Source organism: Pseudomonas sp. NPDC089918, from assembly GCF_050280605.1.
Lineage (GTDB): Bacteria > Pseudomonadota > Gammaproteobacteria > Pseudomonadales > Pseudomonadaceae > Aquipseudomonas.
Map to the genome: position 1 here is coordinate 6070 of NZ_JBNNVP010000039.1, position 13840 is coordinate 19909.

At 62.3% G+C, this 13840-nt stretch carries 14 protein-coding genes; all 14 read right to left on the reverse strand.

What is annotated here, in order from left to right:
• Positions 1–6: 6 nt before the first annotated feature.
• From ACQKPC_RS23415 to ACQKPC_RS23480, 14 genes are read right to left on the reverse strand one after another with little or no spacing between them, the layout of a single operon-like run.
• On the reverse strand, positions 7–1233 hold the full coding sequence (locus ACQKPC_RS23415) for a beta-ketoacyl-ACP synthase (protein ID WP_427626622.1): 1227 nt from the start codon (positions 1231–1233) through the stop codon (positions 7–9).
• Positions 1233–1961 (reverse strand): 3-oxoacyl-ACP reductase FabG, encoded by a 729-nt coding sequence (gene fabG / locus ACQKPC_RS23420; protein ID WP_427626624.1) that lies wholly within the window; start codon positions 1959–1961, stop codon positions 1233–1235. The genes ACQKPC_RS23415 and fabG overlap by 1 nt, the downstream gene beginning before the upstream one ends.
• Complete coding sequence (locus ACQKPC_RS23425) at positions 1961–2419, reverse strand: hotdog family protein (RefSeq protein WP_007899158.1); 459 nt, start codon at positions 2417–2419, stop codon at positions 1961–1963. The genes fabG and ACQKPC_RS23425 overlap by 1 nt, the downstream gene beginning before the upstream one ends.
• A complete protein-coding gene (locus tag ACQKPC_RS23430; RefSeq protein ID WP_427626626.1) occupies positions 2416–3612 on the reverse strand; it encodes a beta-ketoacyl-[acyl-carrier-protein] synthase family protein in 1197 nt (398 codons plus the stop codon). The genes ACQKPC_RS23425 and ACQKPC_RS23430 overlap by 4 nt, the downstream gene beginning before the upstream one ends.
• Positions 3609–4091: a hypothetical protein gene (locus ACQKPC_RS23435; RefSeq protein WP_427626628.1), complete on the reverse strand. Its 483-nt coding sequence runs from the start codon at positions 4089–4091 to the stop codon at positions 3609–3611. Before ACQKPC_RS23435 ends, ACQKPC_RS23430 begins: the two co-directional genes overlap by 4 nt.
• On the reverse strand, positions 4091–4816 hold the full coding sequence (locus ACQKPC_RS23440) for a class I SAM-dependent methyltransferase (protein WP_427626630.1): 726 nt from the start codon (positions 4814–4816) through the stop codon (positions 4091–4093). The genes ACQKPC_RS23435 and ACQKPC_RS23440 overlap by 1 nt, the downstream gene beginning before the upstream one ends.
• Positions 4813–6060, reverse strand: coding sequence for an NAD(P)/FAD-dependent oxidoreductase (locus ACQKPC_RS23445; RefSeq protein WP_427626632.1), 1248 nt, complete (start codon positions 6058–6060; stop codon positions 4813–4815). The genes ACQKPC_RS23440 and ACQKPC_RS23445 overlap by 4 nt, the downstream gene beginning before the upstream one ends.
• Positions 6047–7207 (reverse strand): sodium:proton antiporter, encoded by a 1161-nt coding sequence (locus ACQKPC_RS23450; RefSeq protein ID WP_427626634.1) that lies wholly within the window; start codon positions 7205–7207, stop codon positions 6047–6049. Before ACQKPC_RS23450 ends, ACQKPC_RS23445 begins: the two co-directional genes overlap by 14 nt.
• Entirely contained in the window at positions 7204–9543 is a 2340-nt protein-coding gene (locus ACQKPC_RS23455; protein WP_427626636.1) for an MMPL family transporter, read from the reverse strand. The genes ACQKPC_RS23450 and ACQKPC_RS23455 overlap by 4 nt, the downstream gene beginning before the upstream one ends.
• On the reverse strand, positions 9527–10129 hold the full coding sequence (locus ACQKPC_RS23460) for an outer membrane lipoprotein carrier protein LolA (protein WP_427626638.1): 603 nt from the start codon (positions 10127–10129) through the stop codon (positions 9527–9529). Before ACQKPC_RS23460 ends, ACQKPC_RS23455 begins: the two co-directional genes overlap by 17 nt.
• Positions 10126–10551, reverse strand: a complete 426-nt coding sequence (locus tag ACQKPC_RS23465; RefSeq protein ID WP_218397074.1) for an acyl-CoA thioesterase — start codon at positions 10549–10551, stop codon at positions 10126–10128. The genes ACQKPC_RS23460 and ACQKPC_RS23465 overlap by 4 nt, the downstream gene beginning before the upstream one ends.
• Entirely contained in the window at positions 10544–12088 is a 1545-nt protein-coding gene (locus tag ACQKPC_RS23470; protein WP_427626640.1) for an HAL/PAL/TAL family ammonia-lyase, read from the reverse strand. Before ACQKPC_RS23470 ends, ACQKPC_RS23465 begins: the two co-directional genes overlap by 8 nt.
• The gene (locus ACQKPC_RS23475; protein WP_063341798.1) at positions 12069–13016 is read right to left on the reverse strand and encodes a glycosyl transferase; all 948 of its coding nucleotides are present in this window, start codon (positions 13014–13016) and stop codon (positions 12069–12071) included. The genes ACQKPC_RS23470 and ACQKPC_RS23475 overlap by 20 nt, the downstream gene beginning before the upstream one ends.
• Positions 13013–13747 (reverse strand): glycosyltransferase family 2 protein, encoded by a 735-nt coding sequence (locus ACQKPC_RS23480; RefSeq protein ID WP_123499899.1) that lies wholly within the window; start codon positions 13745–13747, stop codon positions 13013–13015. The genes ACQKPC_RS23475 and ACQKPC_RS23480 overlap by 4 nt, the downstream gene beginning before the upstream one ends.
• Positions 13748–13840: the final 93 nt, after the last annotated feature.

The following is a 13840-nucleotide window of genomic DNA, read 5'->3' on the forward strand; positions in this document are numbered from 1 at the left end:
ATTCGATTACGACCAGCGGCGGAAAATCAACGAGGTGTTGACCCCACCAAAAGCGAAATTGTTGTTCATCACGTACTCATTGCTCATCTGCCGGAATTCACCGCGCAGGTAATCGAGTGTGCCGCACTTCGGATCGACCTCATCGAGGTTGAAGGTGTGCACGTACTGGTCGCGGTTCATCATTTCGATGCTGAACCAGGACTCCAGCGCGCCGCAGGCCCCCAGGGTGTGGCCGAGGAAACTCTTCTGCGAACTGATCGGCATGTGTTCGCCGAACAACGCGCTGGTGGCCAGTGTTTCGGCAATGTCGCCCTGTTCTGTAGCGGTGCCATGGCCATTCACATAGCCGATGGCCGAAGGCTGCAGCCCGGCGTCTTCCAGTGCCAGCTCCATGGCTCGACGCATGGTGAGCTGCTCCGGACGGGTGGCGTGCTGACCGTCGGCGTTGCTGCCGAAACCGACGATCTCAGCGTGGATGCGGGCACCGCGTGCCAGGGCGTGTTCGAGCTCTTCGAGCACCAGCATGCCGCCGCCTTCACCGATCACCAGGCCATCGCGGCCGGTGTCGTAAGGGCGAGGGCTGGTTTGCGGGGCATCGTTTTTCAGGCTGGTGGCGTAGAGCGCATCGAACACCATGGCTTCGGTCGGGCACAGCTCTTCGGCGCCGCCGGCGAGCATCAGTGGCAGGCGGCCGAACTTGATTGATTCGTAGGCGTAACCGATGCCTTGGCTGCCGCTGGTGCAGGCGCTGGAGGTGGGGATCAGTCGGCCGGTGAGGCCGAAGAAGATGCTGACATTGGCCGCCGTGGTGTGCGGCATCATCCGCACGTAGGAGTTGGCGTTCAGGCCTTCGGCCACCGAGTTGAGCAGCATATTGCCGAACGCCTTGATCTCGTCGGTGCTGCCGGTGGACGAGCCGCAGGAAACGCCCATGCGCCCGTCCTTGATCGACTCGTCACCCAGCAGCCCGGCGTCCGCCAACGCTTGTTCAGCAGCGCCCACGGCCAGGCGTGAGACGCGGCCCATGCTGCGCAGTTGCTTGCGGGTCCAGTGGCTCGGCACTTTGAAGTCATCGATCGGCCCGGCCAGGCGTGTGCTGAGTTCGGTAAAACGATCCCACTCGTCCATGCGGCGGATGCCGCTGCGGTTGGCGGCGAAGTTGGCGGCGATGGTGTCCCAGTCGCTGCCCAGTGAGGTGATGCCGGCCATGCCGGTGACGACGACGCGCTTCATCAGCACAGGCCTCCATTGACGGCCAGAACCTGCCGGGTGATGTACGACGCTTCCGCCGACATCAGGAAATTCACTGCACCGGCTACCTCTTCCGGGGTGCCCATGCGTTGTGCGGGGATCATTTTCATCAGTTCTTCCACCGGCACGTTTTCATCGAGCATCGCCGTGTCGATCAGGCCGGGTGCGACACAGTTGACGGTGATTTTGCGCTTGCCCAGTTCGATCGCCAACGCCTTGGCTGCGCCGATCAAACCGGCCTTGGACGCGCTGTAATTGACTTGCCCGCGATTGCCGATCAACCCGGAAACCGAAGTGATGCAGACAATCCGTCCGGCGGCGCGACGACGGATCATCGGCATCATCACCGGGTGCAGCACGTTGTAGAAACCGTCGAGGTTGGTGCGCATCACCAGATCCCAATCCTCCTCGCTCAGGGCCGGGAAAGCACCGTCGCGGGTCAGGCCGGCGTTGAGCACCACGCCATAATAGGCGCCGTGGGCTTCGACGTCGGCTTCAAGAATAGCTTTGCAACTGGCGCGGTCGGACACGTCAAATTGCAGGATGCGCGCGTTACGGCCCAAGGCTTCGACTTCGACCTTGACGGCTTCGGCGTCCGCGAGACCGCTGCGGCAGTGCAGCACGATGTCATGCCCGGCCCGGGCCAGACGCAACGCGATGGCGCGGCCAATACCACGGCTGGAGCCGGTGACCAGTACGGATTCAGTCATCACTCGACTCCTTGGGGTTCATGAAGATATTGCGCGGCCTGAGGCGGGCGAAACACGTTCAGCCGGGCTGTGGCGTGGATGCCGGGGGCAGTGAGGTGGCATTCGAACACACCCATGCCGTTGTCGTCTTCCAGCGAGCGTATTCCATGGATGGTCAACTCGGTGCCGGCGGGGAAGTGTTCCACGTTGCATTCGAATTTACGGGTGCCGAGCAGGAAACCCAGCTCCACGGCATTACCTTTCTGGCGCGCATGGCAGCCGGCGTACGCAGCGACGCTCTGGGCCATCAGCTCGATGCCGACCCAGGCCGGCAGGCTGCCGTCGGGGCGATTGAACAGGCCGCCGGGTTTGACGGTGAGTCGGGTGTGAATCTGTTCGTCATCGAACGACAGGATCTGCTCGATGAGGATCATGTCGCCGGCATGCGGCAGCAGTTCGGCGAGCGGCCAGGTAATCATGGAGCGTCTCCGATAATCAGGCTGACGTTATTGCCACCGAAGGCAAAGGAATTGCTCATCAGGTAGCGAGGTGCAATGGACGTCAGGTGGTCAGTCGGGGTCACCCAGTGCAGGGCCGGCAATTCGGGGTCGGGCTGGCCGTCCCAGACGTGGGGCGGCAGGGCGTGCTCGCGGTTGTCCACGCTCAGGCTCAACCAGCAGAACGCCGCTTCCAGGGCACCGGCAGCGCCGAGGGTATGGCCGGTCATCGGTTTGGTCGACGAGCAGGGCACGCCTTGCGGGAATAGTGTCGTCACGGCCAGGCTTTCCATGGCGTCGTTGTGTTGGGTGGCGGTGCCGTGCAGGTTCAGATAACCGATCTGCTGCGGTTGCAGACTTGCGCGGCTCAAGGCTTTGCGCATCGCTTGCAGGGCGCCACGGCCGGTCGGTTCCGGCGCGGAAATATGATGTGCATCGGAGCTGGCGCCACTGCCCAGCAGGGCAATCGGTTGGCTGTTGCCGGCGCTTTTGCTCATCAAAAACAGCACCGCCGCTTCGCCGATATTGATGCCGTTGCGGTTGGCTGAAAACGGATTGCAGCGCTGCTCGGACACCGCTTCCAGGGCCGAGAAACCGTTGAGGGTCAGCTTGCACAAACTGTCGACACCGCCGCACAACACGGCGTCGCACATGCCCAGGTCCAGCAGTCGTTGGGCGCTCATCAGCGCGCGGGCGCTGGAGGTGCAGGCGGTGGAAATCACATAGGCCGGGCCGCTCAATTGCAGCCAGTCGGCGAGAAACGTCGCCGGTGCGCCGAGTTCCTGTTGCTGATAGTCATAATCGGCAGGGAACTGATGCTCGCGGATGTAATGGGCCAGACCGCTGCTGGCTTCGTGAATGCCCGAGGTGCTGGTGCCCAGGATGACGCCGATACGGTCGCGGCCGTAGGTCTGGATCGCCTGCTCGATGTCTTCGCGAATTTGCAGCGCAGCCTCCAGCAACAATTGATTGTTGCGACTGCTTTGATGCGCCAGCTCAGGCGGAATCGGCGCCAGTTCGCCGCGCACCGCCGCGACCGGCAGCGAGCGTTCCACGACCCAGCCGGCCTCGCTACGCATACCCGAGCAATCGCCGGCAAACAGGTTACGGGCAACTTCCTGCTTGTCGCGGCCCAGGGCGCAGATTACCCCGAGGGCATTCAGATAAGCCGTCATGGCGTGTGCTCGCCTAACGGAGTGACGCGATAGTGCGGGCCTTGGGATACGTTCAATTCAAAGCTCAGTGGTTGTGAATAGCGGATGTTCCAGCGTGGTGACAAAGACCGTTGCCCGCCATCCTGCCGGGCGAGGGGATAGTTGCGATGCAACTCGCCCGCAGGGGTCAGCGCAAACAACAAGGCAGCGAACAGCTCCCGGGCTTCCGGATTGGGCGGCAGCAGACCGTCGGCCTGCCATTGGCCATCGATCAGTTTCTGCCGTGCCACGGGAATCCCCAAAGGGTCCATCATCGACCAGCGAATGCCTGGGCCTTCACGCTGGATCACCAGCAGCCAGTCCTGACGCTGTTCGGCCATCTGCCGTTCGATGTGCAGTTGCAGCGGCAACGCCAGGTTCGGGGTTCGCTCGGGCAGCGGTGCCTGGCTGGCGCAAGCGCTCAGCAACAGGACACAACCCAGAAGCAGGAAACGGATCATCAGGCATACCCTTCAAGAGGCTTGCGCGCGACTACATTGACCAGGGTTTCTTCCCGTTGGCCAAAGGGTTTTGGCTGGCGCAAGCCGAAGCGTTCGAGCAGGCCGAAATCCTTGGCGCGACTCCACCACAAGTAAGGGTAAGACACGTTCTGCGGGCCGAATTCAAAACCCTGCCGACGAATCATGTCCAGGTAGCCGGCGGCGCTCTTCTGCACGTGCATCGGGTGGCGGAACAGCCAGCGAATCACCCACGTATCAATGTAAGCCTCGGTGGACTCGGCGAACAGCAAATAGCCGCCCGGCTTGAGCACCCGATAGAACTCGGCCAGGGCCTGATCCTGCTCGACAAGGTGATGGAAGGTCTGATGACAGAACAGCAGATCGACGCTGGCGTCCGGCACGTTGATGCTCGCGCAGTCACTGCCGATCAGTTCTACATCCATGCCCTGACGAGTCGCTTCTTCACCGCTCAGGTTCAGGCTGTGAGGATCGGCATCCAGCCCGATCAGGCGTTGAGGCGCGAAGGTCTGGCGCAGGTACTGGAACGACTTGCCCTGGCCGCAACCGGCATCCAGCAATACCGGGTTGGCGGGCAATGGCGCGCTGAACAGGTCGCGCAAATCATTGATCGCCACTCGCAATACATGGTGCTGCCAGGTGTGACTGCGCAGAAACCAGAAACCGAAACGGGTTTCTTCGACGTAGTTGTCGCTCAAGTAACTCATGTCGGGTCCTGTGCGCACAGGTCCGAGATCATCCGCAGTCGACGTTTGGGTTCGCTGACAAACGGGTTGCGCTCATCCCAGGCGTAACCCGCGAGGATCGAGCTGATCATGCGGCGGATTTCCGCTGCGCCGCCCTGATAGAAAATCACATCCTGAAAGGTCCCGGCGTACCAGCCCTCGACGTAGCAACGGAAGGTGTCGACGCCGCGCTTGAGCGGTTCGGCGAACTCGGTCTGCCAGTTGACGCTTTCACCTTGCAGTTGGCGGTGCAGCACCCCGGCGGCCATGCTTGCCGAACGCATGGCGATGGTCACACCGGAGGAGAACACCGGGTCGAGAAATTCCGCCGCGTTGCCCAGCAGGGCGAAACCTGGGCCGTGGAGGGTTTTGACGTTGGCCGAATAACCGCCGATGGTCCGTGCGGGCGTATCCCACACGGCATTGTTCAGCACTCCGGCCAGGCTCGGCGTTTCAGCAATGAAGCCGCGCAGGCAGTCGTCCAGATTCTCGGTGCGGCCTGCAAAGTGTTCGGCGGCTGCCACCACGCCCACCGAGCAACGGCCGTTGCTGAACGGGATGGTCCAGAACCAGATATCACGCTGGGTCGGATGGGTGGTGATGAGGATTTTCTCCCGGTCGAAAGCCGGGTTGTCGATACAGTCTTCGACGTGGGTGAACACGGCCTGGCGCACCGGGAAATTCGACGGTGCTTCAAGGTCGAGCAAGCGCGGCAGCACGCGACCGTAGCCGCTGGCATCGAGCACGAAGTCGGCTTCGACGCGGTATTGGCTACCGTCTTCGCGAAGTACGTCGAGCTGCGGTTTCGGCAGGCTGAAATCGGCGCTGACGATGGCTTCGCCGTAACGGACATCGACACCTTGCAGCTCAGCCTGATCGGCCAGCAGCTTGTCGAAGTCGGCGCGCTGGACCTGGAACGTCGTCGGCTTGCCGTTGGTGAACGTGTCGCCGAAATCGAAGGTGCTGTACTGATCGCCCCAAGCGAACGCTGCGCCGTTTTTGCGCTGGAAACCAGCAGCATTTACCGCCTCGAGCATGCCGGCTTCTTCGACGAAATCCAGGCAGTGGGACAGCAGGCTTTCACCGATGGAAAACCGTGGGAAATGCTGACGCTCGATCATCAGCACATCATGACCTTTACGCTTGAGCAGCGCGGCGGCGATGGCGCCCGAGGGGCCAGCGCCGATCACCAGTACCTGACGACGTTCCATTTCAACTGTTGGCACGGGTGCTCCTTGCCGGGGCGGCGATGTTCAAAGGGATTCGGTGCATGCCGGCGAGTGCCGGCAGCAGGGTTGCGATCAGGCCCATCAACATCAGCGCGAAGTACAGCGCCGGGCTGATGAGCTGTTGTTGCAGCAGCAGGTTGAGAAAGACGATCTCGCTCAAGCCGCGAATATTCAGTAAAAGGCTTTCCCGCCAGCGGCTGGCACCTTCAAACGAGGCGCCAGCCCAGCCGAGGCCCAGCCAGTTGCCCAACAGTTTGCTGGTGATTGGCAACAGCAGGAGCGCGGTCAGTTGCATCCCGCCGAGACTGTCGATGGCGCTGTGCACGTTGATCTGCACGATGCCGAACGTGAGGATCAGCGGGATGGCGATCCAGGTCTGCAAACGGCTCATCCACGCCGCCGACAATGGCAGCACCAATGGCACCTTGAGCGCGGCCATGCACAGCAGATAGCCGATACCGAAAATCAGCGCATTGAGTTTGAAGTGTTCGGCGACCACCAGCAGCGCGAAGAAGCAGCCGCTGTGCAGCAACGGTTGGCGCAACCCGAGCAGGCGCAGCAACAACGGCAGACAGGCGCCGGCCAGCGGCAGCAAGAGGCTACTCAGGTGCAGGCTGCCCTGGGCGAACGCGAACAGGGTCCAGCAGGTCAGGTCGATCAGGATCGCGGTTTGCACCAGACGCCGGGTGGCGGCGGGCGGGTAGTTGATGTGTCGCAGGTACAGATACAACACCGGAATTGCGGTGATGGCGAACAGCAGACCGACCGCCAGCGAGCTGATCCACGGCTGCGGCGGCAACAGCCAGAACGCTGTCGCCAGCCCGCAGGCGAACGGAATACAGAAACTCGGCAGGGCGATTTTCAGGCTCTGGCGCTCCAGGCGCAGGTCGATCACGTCGCTGAGAATGTGCCCCAGCAGCAAGGCAAAGCTCAGGCTGTAGAGGTTCTTCAGCCAGCCCGGCGAGATCAGGTCGGCACCGCTCAGGTGCCAGCTCGGTTCGATCCAGAAGTACATCAACAACGGCAGGCCGAAGGTCGCCAGCAGCAACTGGCTGACGATCGGAATCAGACCGAAATGACGACCGATACGAGTGGCCACGGCGAACAACACCAGGGCCATCACCCAGAACACCGCGACCATCATGCTGCCGGCTCCGTAACTGGGGCGGCATGGACTTGGCGTCCGGCCCATGGCGCCAGGATGAAACTGAACGCCAGGCCGAGGCTCACCGACAGGCCGAAGTTGCTCACCGCTGGCGTGCTGGACACCGCCAACAGGCCAAACGACAGCCAAGTGGTCACCGCTGCCAGCAAGGTGCCCAGCAGACTCGCCGCGGCGCCGCCGATCTGTTCGCGCATGAGGATCGCGTAATCGACGCTGATGGCCGTCACCAGCAACAGGCCGAACAGGCTGAACAATGTCAGCGGCTGACCGAGCCAACCGAGGCTTGCCAGGCTGCACAGGGCCGCCAGCAGCGGCAGGGAGACGATTCGCAGCGCGCCACCGAAACCGAATGGCAGGATCAGCACCAGCACGATCAACACGCAGGAGGCGAGTTTCAATTCAGCGGCGCTGATTTGAGTGGCGGCGAAAACCTGGTTCAGTTCGCCGAGGCGATCCACCAGTTCTACACCCGGCAAGTCCAGCGCCTGGACCCGCAACAGCGTGGGATTGTTCAAGCCTTGCAGGCTGACCATTGCGGCCACGCCGTCCTCAGTCGGCCCCAGCCACAGGGTGCGGTAGGGCTCGGCCAATGGGCCGGCCAGCGCTGTGTCGATGTCTTTGGTGGGCAGCGCCTGCAACGTTGCCAGCTCGGCTTGCAACGCGGCGGCCGGCACGCCGAGGGCGAGCAACGGTTGCCAGAACTGCGGCAGCTTGCTCAGTGCTTCACGCACTTTGCGCTGTTCGCTCGGCTGGCTGACCAGTTGATTGAGCGATAGATAGCCCTGAAGTTTTTCCAGATTGACCAGTTGATCCAGGCGCTCGCTCAGTGCCGTCAGGCGTTCGAGCAACGCCTGCTGATTGGCCGCGCGCACCAGGAAAAACTGGCTGGTAGGTTGATAGCCGGTGATGCGTGCGATGGTCTGGGCTTCGTCAGTCAGTTGCTGCGGTGTGCCGACCCATTGGCGAATATCGTTTTTGCTCTGCAACTGCAACAGACCGCCGACACAGAAGGCGATCAGCAATGCCAGCAGCACTGGCGTGCGCAAGTATTTCAGCAGCGATTCTCGCAGCTCCAGCAACTTTTCGGCGACGCGCATCGGCCATTGCGCCGGGCGCAGAACCACGCCCTTGAGGAGCGCCGGCAGCAGGCACACTGCCGACAGGTAGGCGCCAAGCAGGCCGGCGGCGGAGAACACGGCAATTTGGGTCAGGGCCGGGAACGGCGTCCAGGCCAGGGCCAGGTAGCCGATGCAACTAGTGATCAGGCTCAGCGTCAGCCCCGGTAGGGTCAGGCGTAACGCCGGCCAGCTGTGCCAGGGTTTCAGGCTCCAGCTTTTGGACAGGTAATGCAGTGGGTAATCCACCGCCACGCCGATCAGGCTTGAGCCCAGCACCAGCGTCATCACATGCATGTGGCCGAACAGCGCCACGCAGGCCACAGCACCGAACAACATGCCCACCAGCACCGGGACGAACGCCAACAACACTCGCCAACGCCGGAAGGCCAGCAACAGCAGCAACAGAATCCCGACCGTGGCGCCGCCGCCGACCCAAGTCATTTCGCGCGCGGCTTGCCGTTGACCGCTAGCGGCATACAGCAGGCCACTGGCGGCGAGGAGTTGCACATCCGACCGGGCGGCTTCTTCGCGACTGTGTTGCAACAGGTCAGCCACTTGCAGCGGCAGGTTCATGTCGAACGCGTTGCCGGCGGTTCGCGCCCGCAGCATCACCCAACTCTTACCGTCGGCATCGGCAACCAGCGTACCGCTGCCGATGTCCAGTTGCACCGAGCCGTGTTGTGGCTGGCTGTTCTGGATGCGCCCGGTCAGGCCGAGCCAGTCGTCCTGGCTCGGTACCAGGCTGAAGCCGGTGAACGGGTCGAACAGGGCTTGTACCCGTTGCTGGATAAAGGCGTCAGGGTGCTCGATGAGTTGCTGCCGGTCGGCCGCGGACAGCATCGCCAGTCGGCCTTGCAGCAATTGGCTGCGCAATGCGGGCAAGTCGGCTTGCAGGTTCCACTGGACCTTTTCGAAGACGCCGCTGGCCTGCCATTGCTCGCCGAGTTTTTGCGCCATGGCGATGGCTTGCTGGCGGTCTTTATGGCCGACCAGTACCAGCATTTCCCGGTTCAACGGTTCTTGCATGCGTTGTTCGGCGCGCAGTTCCAGCGCGTCCGGCGCGGTGCCTGGCACCAGTTCCATCAGGTTGGCCGACAGCGGTGCACCGTCACGCCATTGCCAGCCGGCGAGCGCGAGCACCGCCAGCAGCAGGACCAGAAACAGCCGCGGCAGCATCCGTTCACTCGGCAAAGTCATGTTGCTCCGCGTCGCTCAATGGTTGTGCGCTGGTGCTGTCCTGCATGCGCAACAGGGTTCGGTCTCCCTGGGTTTCGAGCAGCTCGATGCTATGCACCAGTTCGCCGCCGTCAATGTTGATCTGATTGAACACCTGCTTGAGCAGCATCGAGCGCGGGGTCAGGGTCAGCTTCCAGCGCTGTGCATCGCCGCTCAGCGAAAGCTCGAAATCCCGTTGCAGGCCGCTGCTGTCGCCTTGCAGCACCGCGAGGAACAAGCGGTTCTGTTCGGCGCCGGCACTCTTGTTCGGCAGCATTTGCCAGCCGCTGGCATCGCGCCGGGCAATGCCTTTGTCGCTGATGCGGTAGTCCTGTTGCAGCGGGGTTTTCAGCAGCCAGAGCAGACCATGGTTCTTTGCCAGAACGAAGGTGCCCTTGCTGGTCAGCGGCTGGGGCAGGGCGCGCAGGTGTTTTTCCTGGATGAAGCTGCCGTGGATCACATCGGGTTTGACCAGTTGATCGCTGAGCTGTTGCAGATCGAAGGCCTGCGCCAATGATGAGAGCCCGAGCAACGCTAAAGCGCCAAGGCATTTGAGGAGCGAATTCATGGCAGCATCCTTTCAACCGCATCGGTGAAAACCTTCGGTGAAGCCAGCTGCATTTCGCGGCTGCTCATGTCGACGGCGACCTGCACGGAACAGGCGCGGGTCAGGCGTTCGCCGGTGGCCAGATCGCTGATCAGGTAATTGATCTTCAGGCGGTTTTCCCACTCCACCAGGCTGGCGCGCACATTCAGCTTCTGGCCGAACACCGCGCCGCGCACATAGCGCAGCTGCAAGTCGATCACCGGCCACGCGTAACCCGATGCCACCATGGCGTCGTAGTTGTGGCCGATCTTGTCCAGCAGCGCACAGCGGGCGACCTCCAGGTATTTGACGTAATGGCCGTGCCAGACCACGTTCATGGTGTCGACGTCAAAGAACGGTACGAGGATTTCCGTGTCGGTGTGCAGCACTCCCTTGCTACGCATGCAGCCTCCAGTGTTGTTCGGCGATGCGCTGCAGGCACAGGCGCAATTCGCCTTCCAGGGCACGGTCTTCGATGACCGGCGGGAAGTCCTTGACCAACTCTTCGTGCATCGCGGCCAGTGCTGGTGGCAGTGGCCGCGCGTCTTTAGCCTGGCCGCGCAGCCAGACGCCTTGGTTGGCGGCCAGCAGCGTGGCGGCGGCGACCTGTTCGGTCAGCTCCAGTACGCGGATGGCGTCGCGGGCGGCGATGGTGCCCATGCTGACTTTGTCCTGGTTGTGGCACTCGGTGGAGCGCGAGAAGACGCTGGCCGGCATGGTGTTTTTCAGGGCTTCGGCGGTCCAGGCGCTGGTGCCGATCTGCACCGCCTTGAAGCCGTGATTGAGCATCGCGCGATCGGCGGTGGCGCCAGACAGGTTGCTCGGCAAGCCATGGTTGTAACGCTCGTCCACCAGCAGCGCGAGCTGGCGGTCGAGCAAGTCGGCGACGTTCGCCACCAGGGTTTTCAGACTGTCCATGGCGAACGCGATATGGCCGCCGTAGAAGTGCCCGCCGTGCAGCACGCGTTCGGCTTCGGCGTCGATAATCGGGTTGTCGTTGGCGCTGTTCAGTTCGATCTCGATGAAAGAGCGCAGCCAGTTCAGGCTGTCGGCCAGCACACCGAGCACGTGCGGCGCACAACGCAGGGAATAGCGGTCTTGCAGGCGATGCAGTGGCGCGGTCGGCGCATCGATCGCCAGATCCTTGCGCAACCACGCAGCGACTTGCATCTGCCCGGGATGGGGTTTGGTGGCGAACAGACGCTCGTCGAAGTGCTCCGGGTTGCCTTGCAGGGCGACCACGTTCAGCGCGGTGATGCGCGTGGCCAGTTGCAGCAGGTAATCAGCGCGCGCATAAGCCAGGCAGGCGAGGCCGGTCATCACGGCGGTGCCGTTCATCAGCGCCAGCGCTTCTTTGGGGCGCAATACCAGCGGTTCCCAGCCGAGTTCGCTGTGCACATCGGCGGCTTGTCGACGCTCACCGCGGAACATCACTTCGCGCTCGCCGGACAAGGTCGCGGCAACGTAGGACAGCGGCGTCAGATCACCGCTGGCGCCCACCGAACCTTCTTCCGGAATCAGCGGCAGAATGTCGTATTCGAGGAAGGCTTGCAGGCGCTCCAGCAGTTCCACGCGTACTCCGGAAACGCCTTGGCAAAGCGATTGCAAACGCGCCGCCAGCACCGCGCGGGTGGCTTGGGCGTCGAGCAGTTTACCCAGGCCGCAACCGTGGAAGGTATACAGATGACGGGGCAGGGCTTCGACGTGGTGCAGCGGCACCGCCACCACACAGGAATCGCCATAACCGGTGGTCACGCCATAGATCACGCCTTCCTTGTCCAACAGGGAATCAAGGAATTGCGGGCCCTTGGCGATGCGCTGGCGAAACTCGGGGTCGCCCTGCAACTGCGTCGGCACCTGACGGTTGGCCAGGGCCAGCACGTCTTCGATGCGCAAAGGGAGTTCGCCGAAGGTTACCGGCTCAAGCGTTGGCGTCGTCATCGGTCTTCCAGAAAGGGTAAAAGTTGAACCATTGTTGGGGTGCTTCGAGGCAATAGTGACCCAGGCGTTCGGCATAGCGGGAGGCCCACTGATGAATGACCTGTTCGCGGTCGCTGCGTTTCCACACGATGGCGTCGGCGAACGGTTCGAGGGTCAGTCGATAGTCGCCAGTGGGTTTCTTCAGGCACAGCATCAGGTTGATCGGGCATTTCAGCAGACCGGCCAGCAACCATGGGCCCTGAGGAAACGCGGCTTGATGACCGAGGAAATCCACGCTCACGCTGCGTCCGCCATGCAGCGGCACGCGGTCGCCGGCAATCGCCAGCCATTCGCCGCGCTCCAGGCGTTCATGCAATTGCAGCATGATCACCGGGTCCAGCTCGCTGACCTGGATCAGCCGCAGATTGGTCGCCCCGGCTTCACCCAGCAGGCGGTTGAATTGTTCGGCGTGCTTGGTGTGCACCAGCACGTTCATGGTGACTTTCTCGCCAATCTCGGCCAGCGCCCGGCAGACTTCGAGATTGCCCAAGTGCGCGCCTACCAGCATTTGCCCGCGTGTGCCGCGCAGTTTATTGCGCAGCAGCGCCGGGTCGATGATTTCGATTTGATCGATGCTCAGCTTGCCGTTCCACACATCGAGTTTGTCGAGCATGGAATCGGCGAAGGCCATGAACTGGCCGAACACCCGCCAATGGCTCGGGCGCAACTCGCTGCGACCGCTCCAGTCGGCAAGCCGCTGCTGGTATTGCCAGGCGCTTTGGCGGGCGCTGCGTCCGAACAGGAAAAAGTACAGCACGATGCCGTACAGCAGCGGGCTCAGCAGTCGGCGACCCAAGACTTTTGCGCAAAGCGCAGTGAACTTCATCAACCAGAAGCTGCCGCGCTCCTGGCGGTCGGCCCAGTGCTGTTTGTCTGCGTTGTCGCTCATGCTCGCCACCGTCGCCAGAGGATTACCGGTGCGCGCAGCAACATGCCGAAGAACAGCCGGGTGTGCATGCTCGAAATCAGTACATTGTCGTGGAACAGACGGAAATGCGAGACGCCATCCAGAGGGTAATGAACCCTGGTTTTCAGCCACTGCATCGGCTGATTGCGCCAGGCCAGGCGCACCAGGATGTCGGAGTCGAAGTCCATGCGCTTGCCGATCCTGGCCGAGTCGATCAGTGCCAGGGTCGGTGGCAATGGGTAGACACGGAAGCCGCACATGGAGTCGCGAATCTGCAATGACAGGGTGTTGATCCAGACCATCACATGGGTCAGGTAGCGGGCGTATAAACGGCCCTTCGGCACGCTGGCGTCGTATTGCGGATAACCGCAAATCACCGCGTCGGGGTGGGCGCGTGAATGTTCGATGAAGACTTTAACGTCTTGCAGGTCGTGCTGGCCGTCGGCGTCCACCTGCAATGCGTGGCTGAAGCCCAGGCGCGAAGCTTCGCGCAAGCCGGTCATCACCGCGCCGCCCTTGCCTTGATTGACGGTGAGCCTGATCAGGTAAACCCGGTCTCGCCGGGCCAGTTGGTCAAGCACCTTGGCGCAGGCAGGACTGCTGGCATCGTCCACCAGAATGCAGGGCAAGCCGCTGGCAAGCAGCGCATCGACCACGGCGGTGATTGCGGTTTCGTGGTTGTAGACCGGGATGATTGCGCAGGGGTTATGCATGATCAGAAACCTCCACAGAACCCTTGTTTTGAAGGCGCTTACTGTGGCGAGGGAGCTTGCTCCCGTTCGAGTGCGAAGCGCTCGCAATGAAGT

Bases quoted from the DNA above. Each gene is read 5' to 3' on its own strand.
- ACQKPC_RS23450 (WP_427626634.1), bottom strand. From the start codon at position 7,207: ATGATGGTCGCGGTGTTCTGGGTGATGGCCCTGGTGTTGTTCGCCGTG.
- ACQKPC_RS23455 (WP_427626636.1), bottom strand. From the start codon at position 9,543: ATGACTTTGCCGAGTGAACGGATGCTGCCGCGGCTGTTTCTGGTCCTG.
- ACQKPC_RS23415 (WP_427626622.1), bottom strand. From the start codon at position 1,233: ATGAAGCGCGTCGTCGTCACCGGCATGGCCGGCATCACCTCACTGGGC.
- ACQKPC_RS23460 (WP_427626638.1), bottom strand. From the start codon at position 10,129: ATGAATTCGCTCCTCAAATGCCTTGGCGCTTTAGCGTTGCTCGGGCTC.
- ACQKPC_RS23475 (WP_063341798.1), bottom strand. From the start codon at position 13,016: ATGAGCGACAACGCAGACAAACAGCACTGGGCCGACCGCCAGGAGCGC.
- ACQKPC_RS23425 (WP_007899158.1), bottom strand. From the start codon at position 2,419: ATGATTACCTGGCCGCTCGCCGAACTGCTGCCGCATGCCGGCGACATG.
- fabG (WP_427626624.1), bottom strand. From the start codon at position 1,961: ATGACTGAATCCGTACTGGTCACCGGCTCCAGCCGTGGTATTGGCCGC.
- ACQKPC_RS23470 (WP_427626640.1), bottom strand. From the start codon at position 12,088: ATGACGACGCCAACGCTTGAGCCGGTAACCTTCGGCGAACTCCCTTTG.
- ACQKPC_RS23465 (WP_218397074.1), bottom strand. From the start codon at position 10,551: ATGCGTAGCAAGGGAGTGCTGCACACCGACACGGAAATCCTCGTACCG.
- ACQKPC_RS23440 (WP_427626630.1), bottom strand. From the start codon at position 4,816: ATGAGTTACTTGAGCGACAACTACGTCGAAGAAACCCGTTTCGGTTTC.
- ACQKPC_RS23480 (WP_123499899.1), bottom strand. From the start codon at position 13,747: ATGCATAACCCCTGCGCAATCATCCCGGTCTACAACCACGAAACCGCA.
- ACQKPC_RS23435 (WP_427626628.1), bottom strand. From the start codon at position 4,091: ATGATCCGTTTCCTGCTTCTGGGTTGTGTCCTGTTGCTGAGCGCTTGC.
- ACQKPC_RS23430 (WP_427626626.1), bottom strand. From the start codon at position 3,612: ATGACGGCTTATCTGAATGCCCTCGGGGTAATCTGCGCCCTGGGCCGC.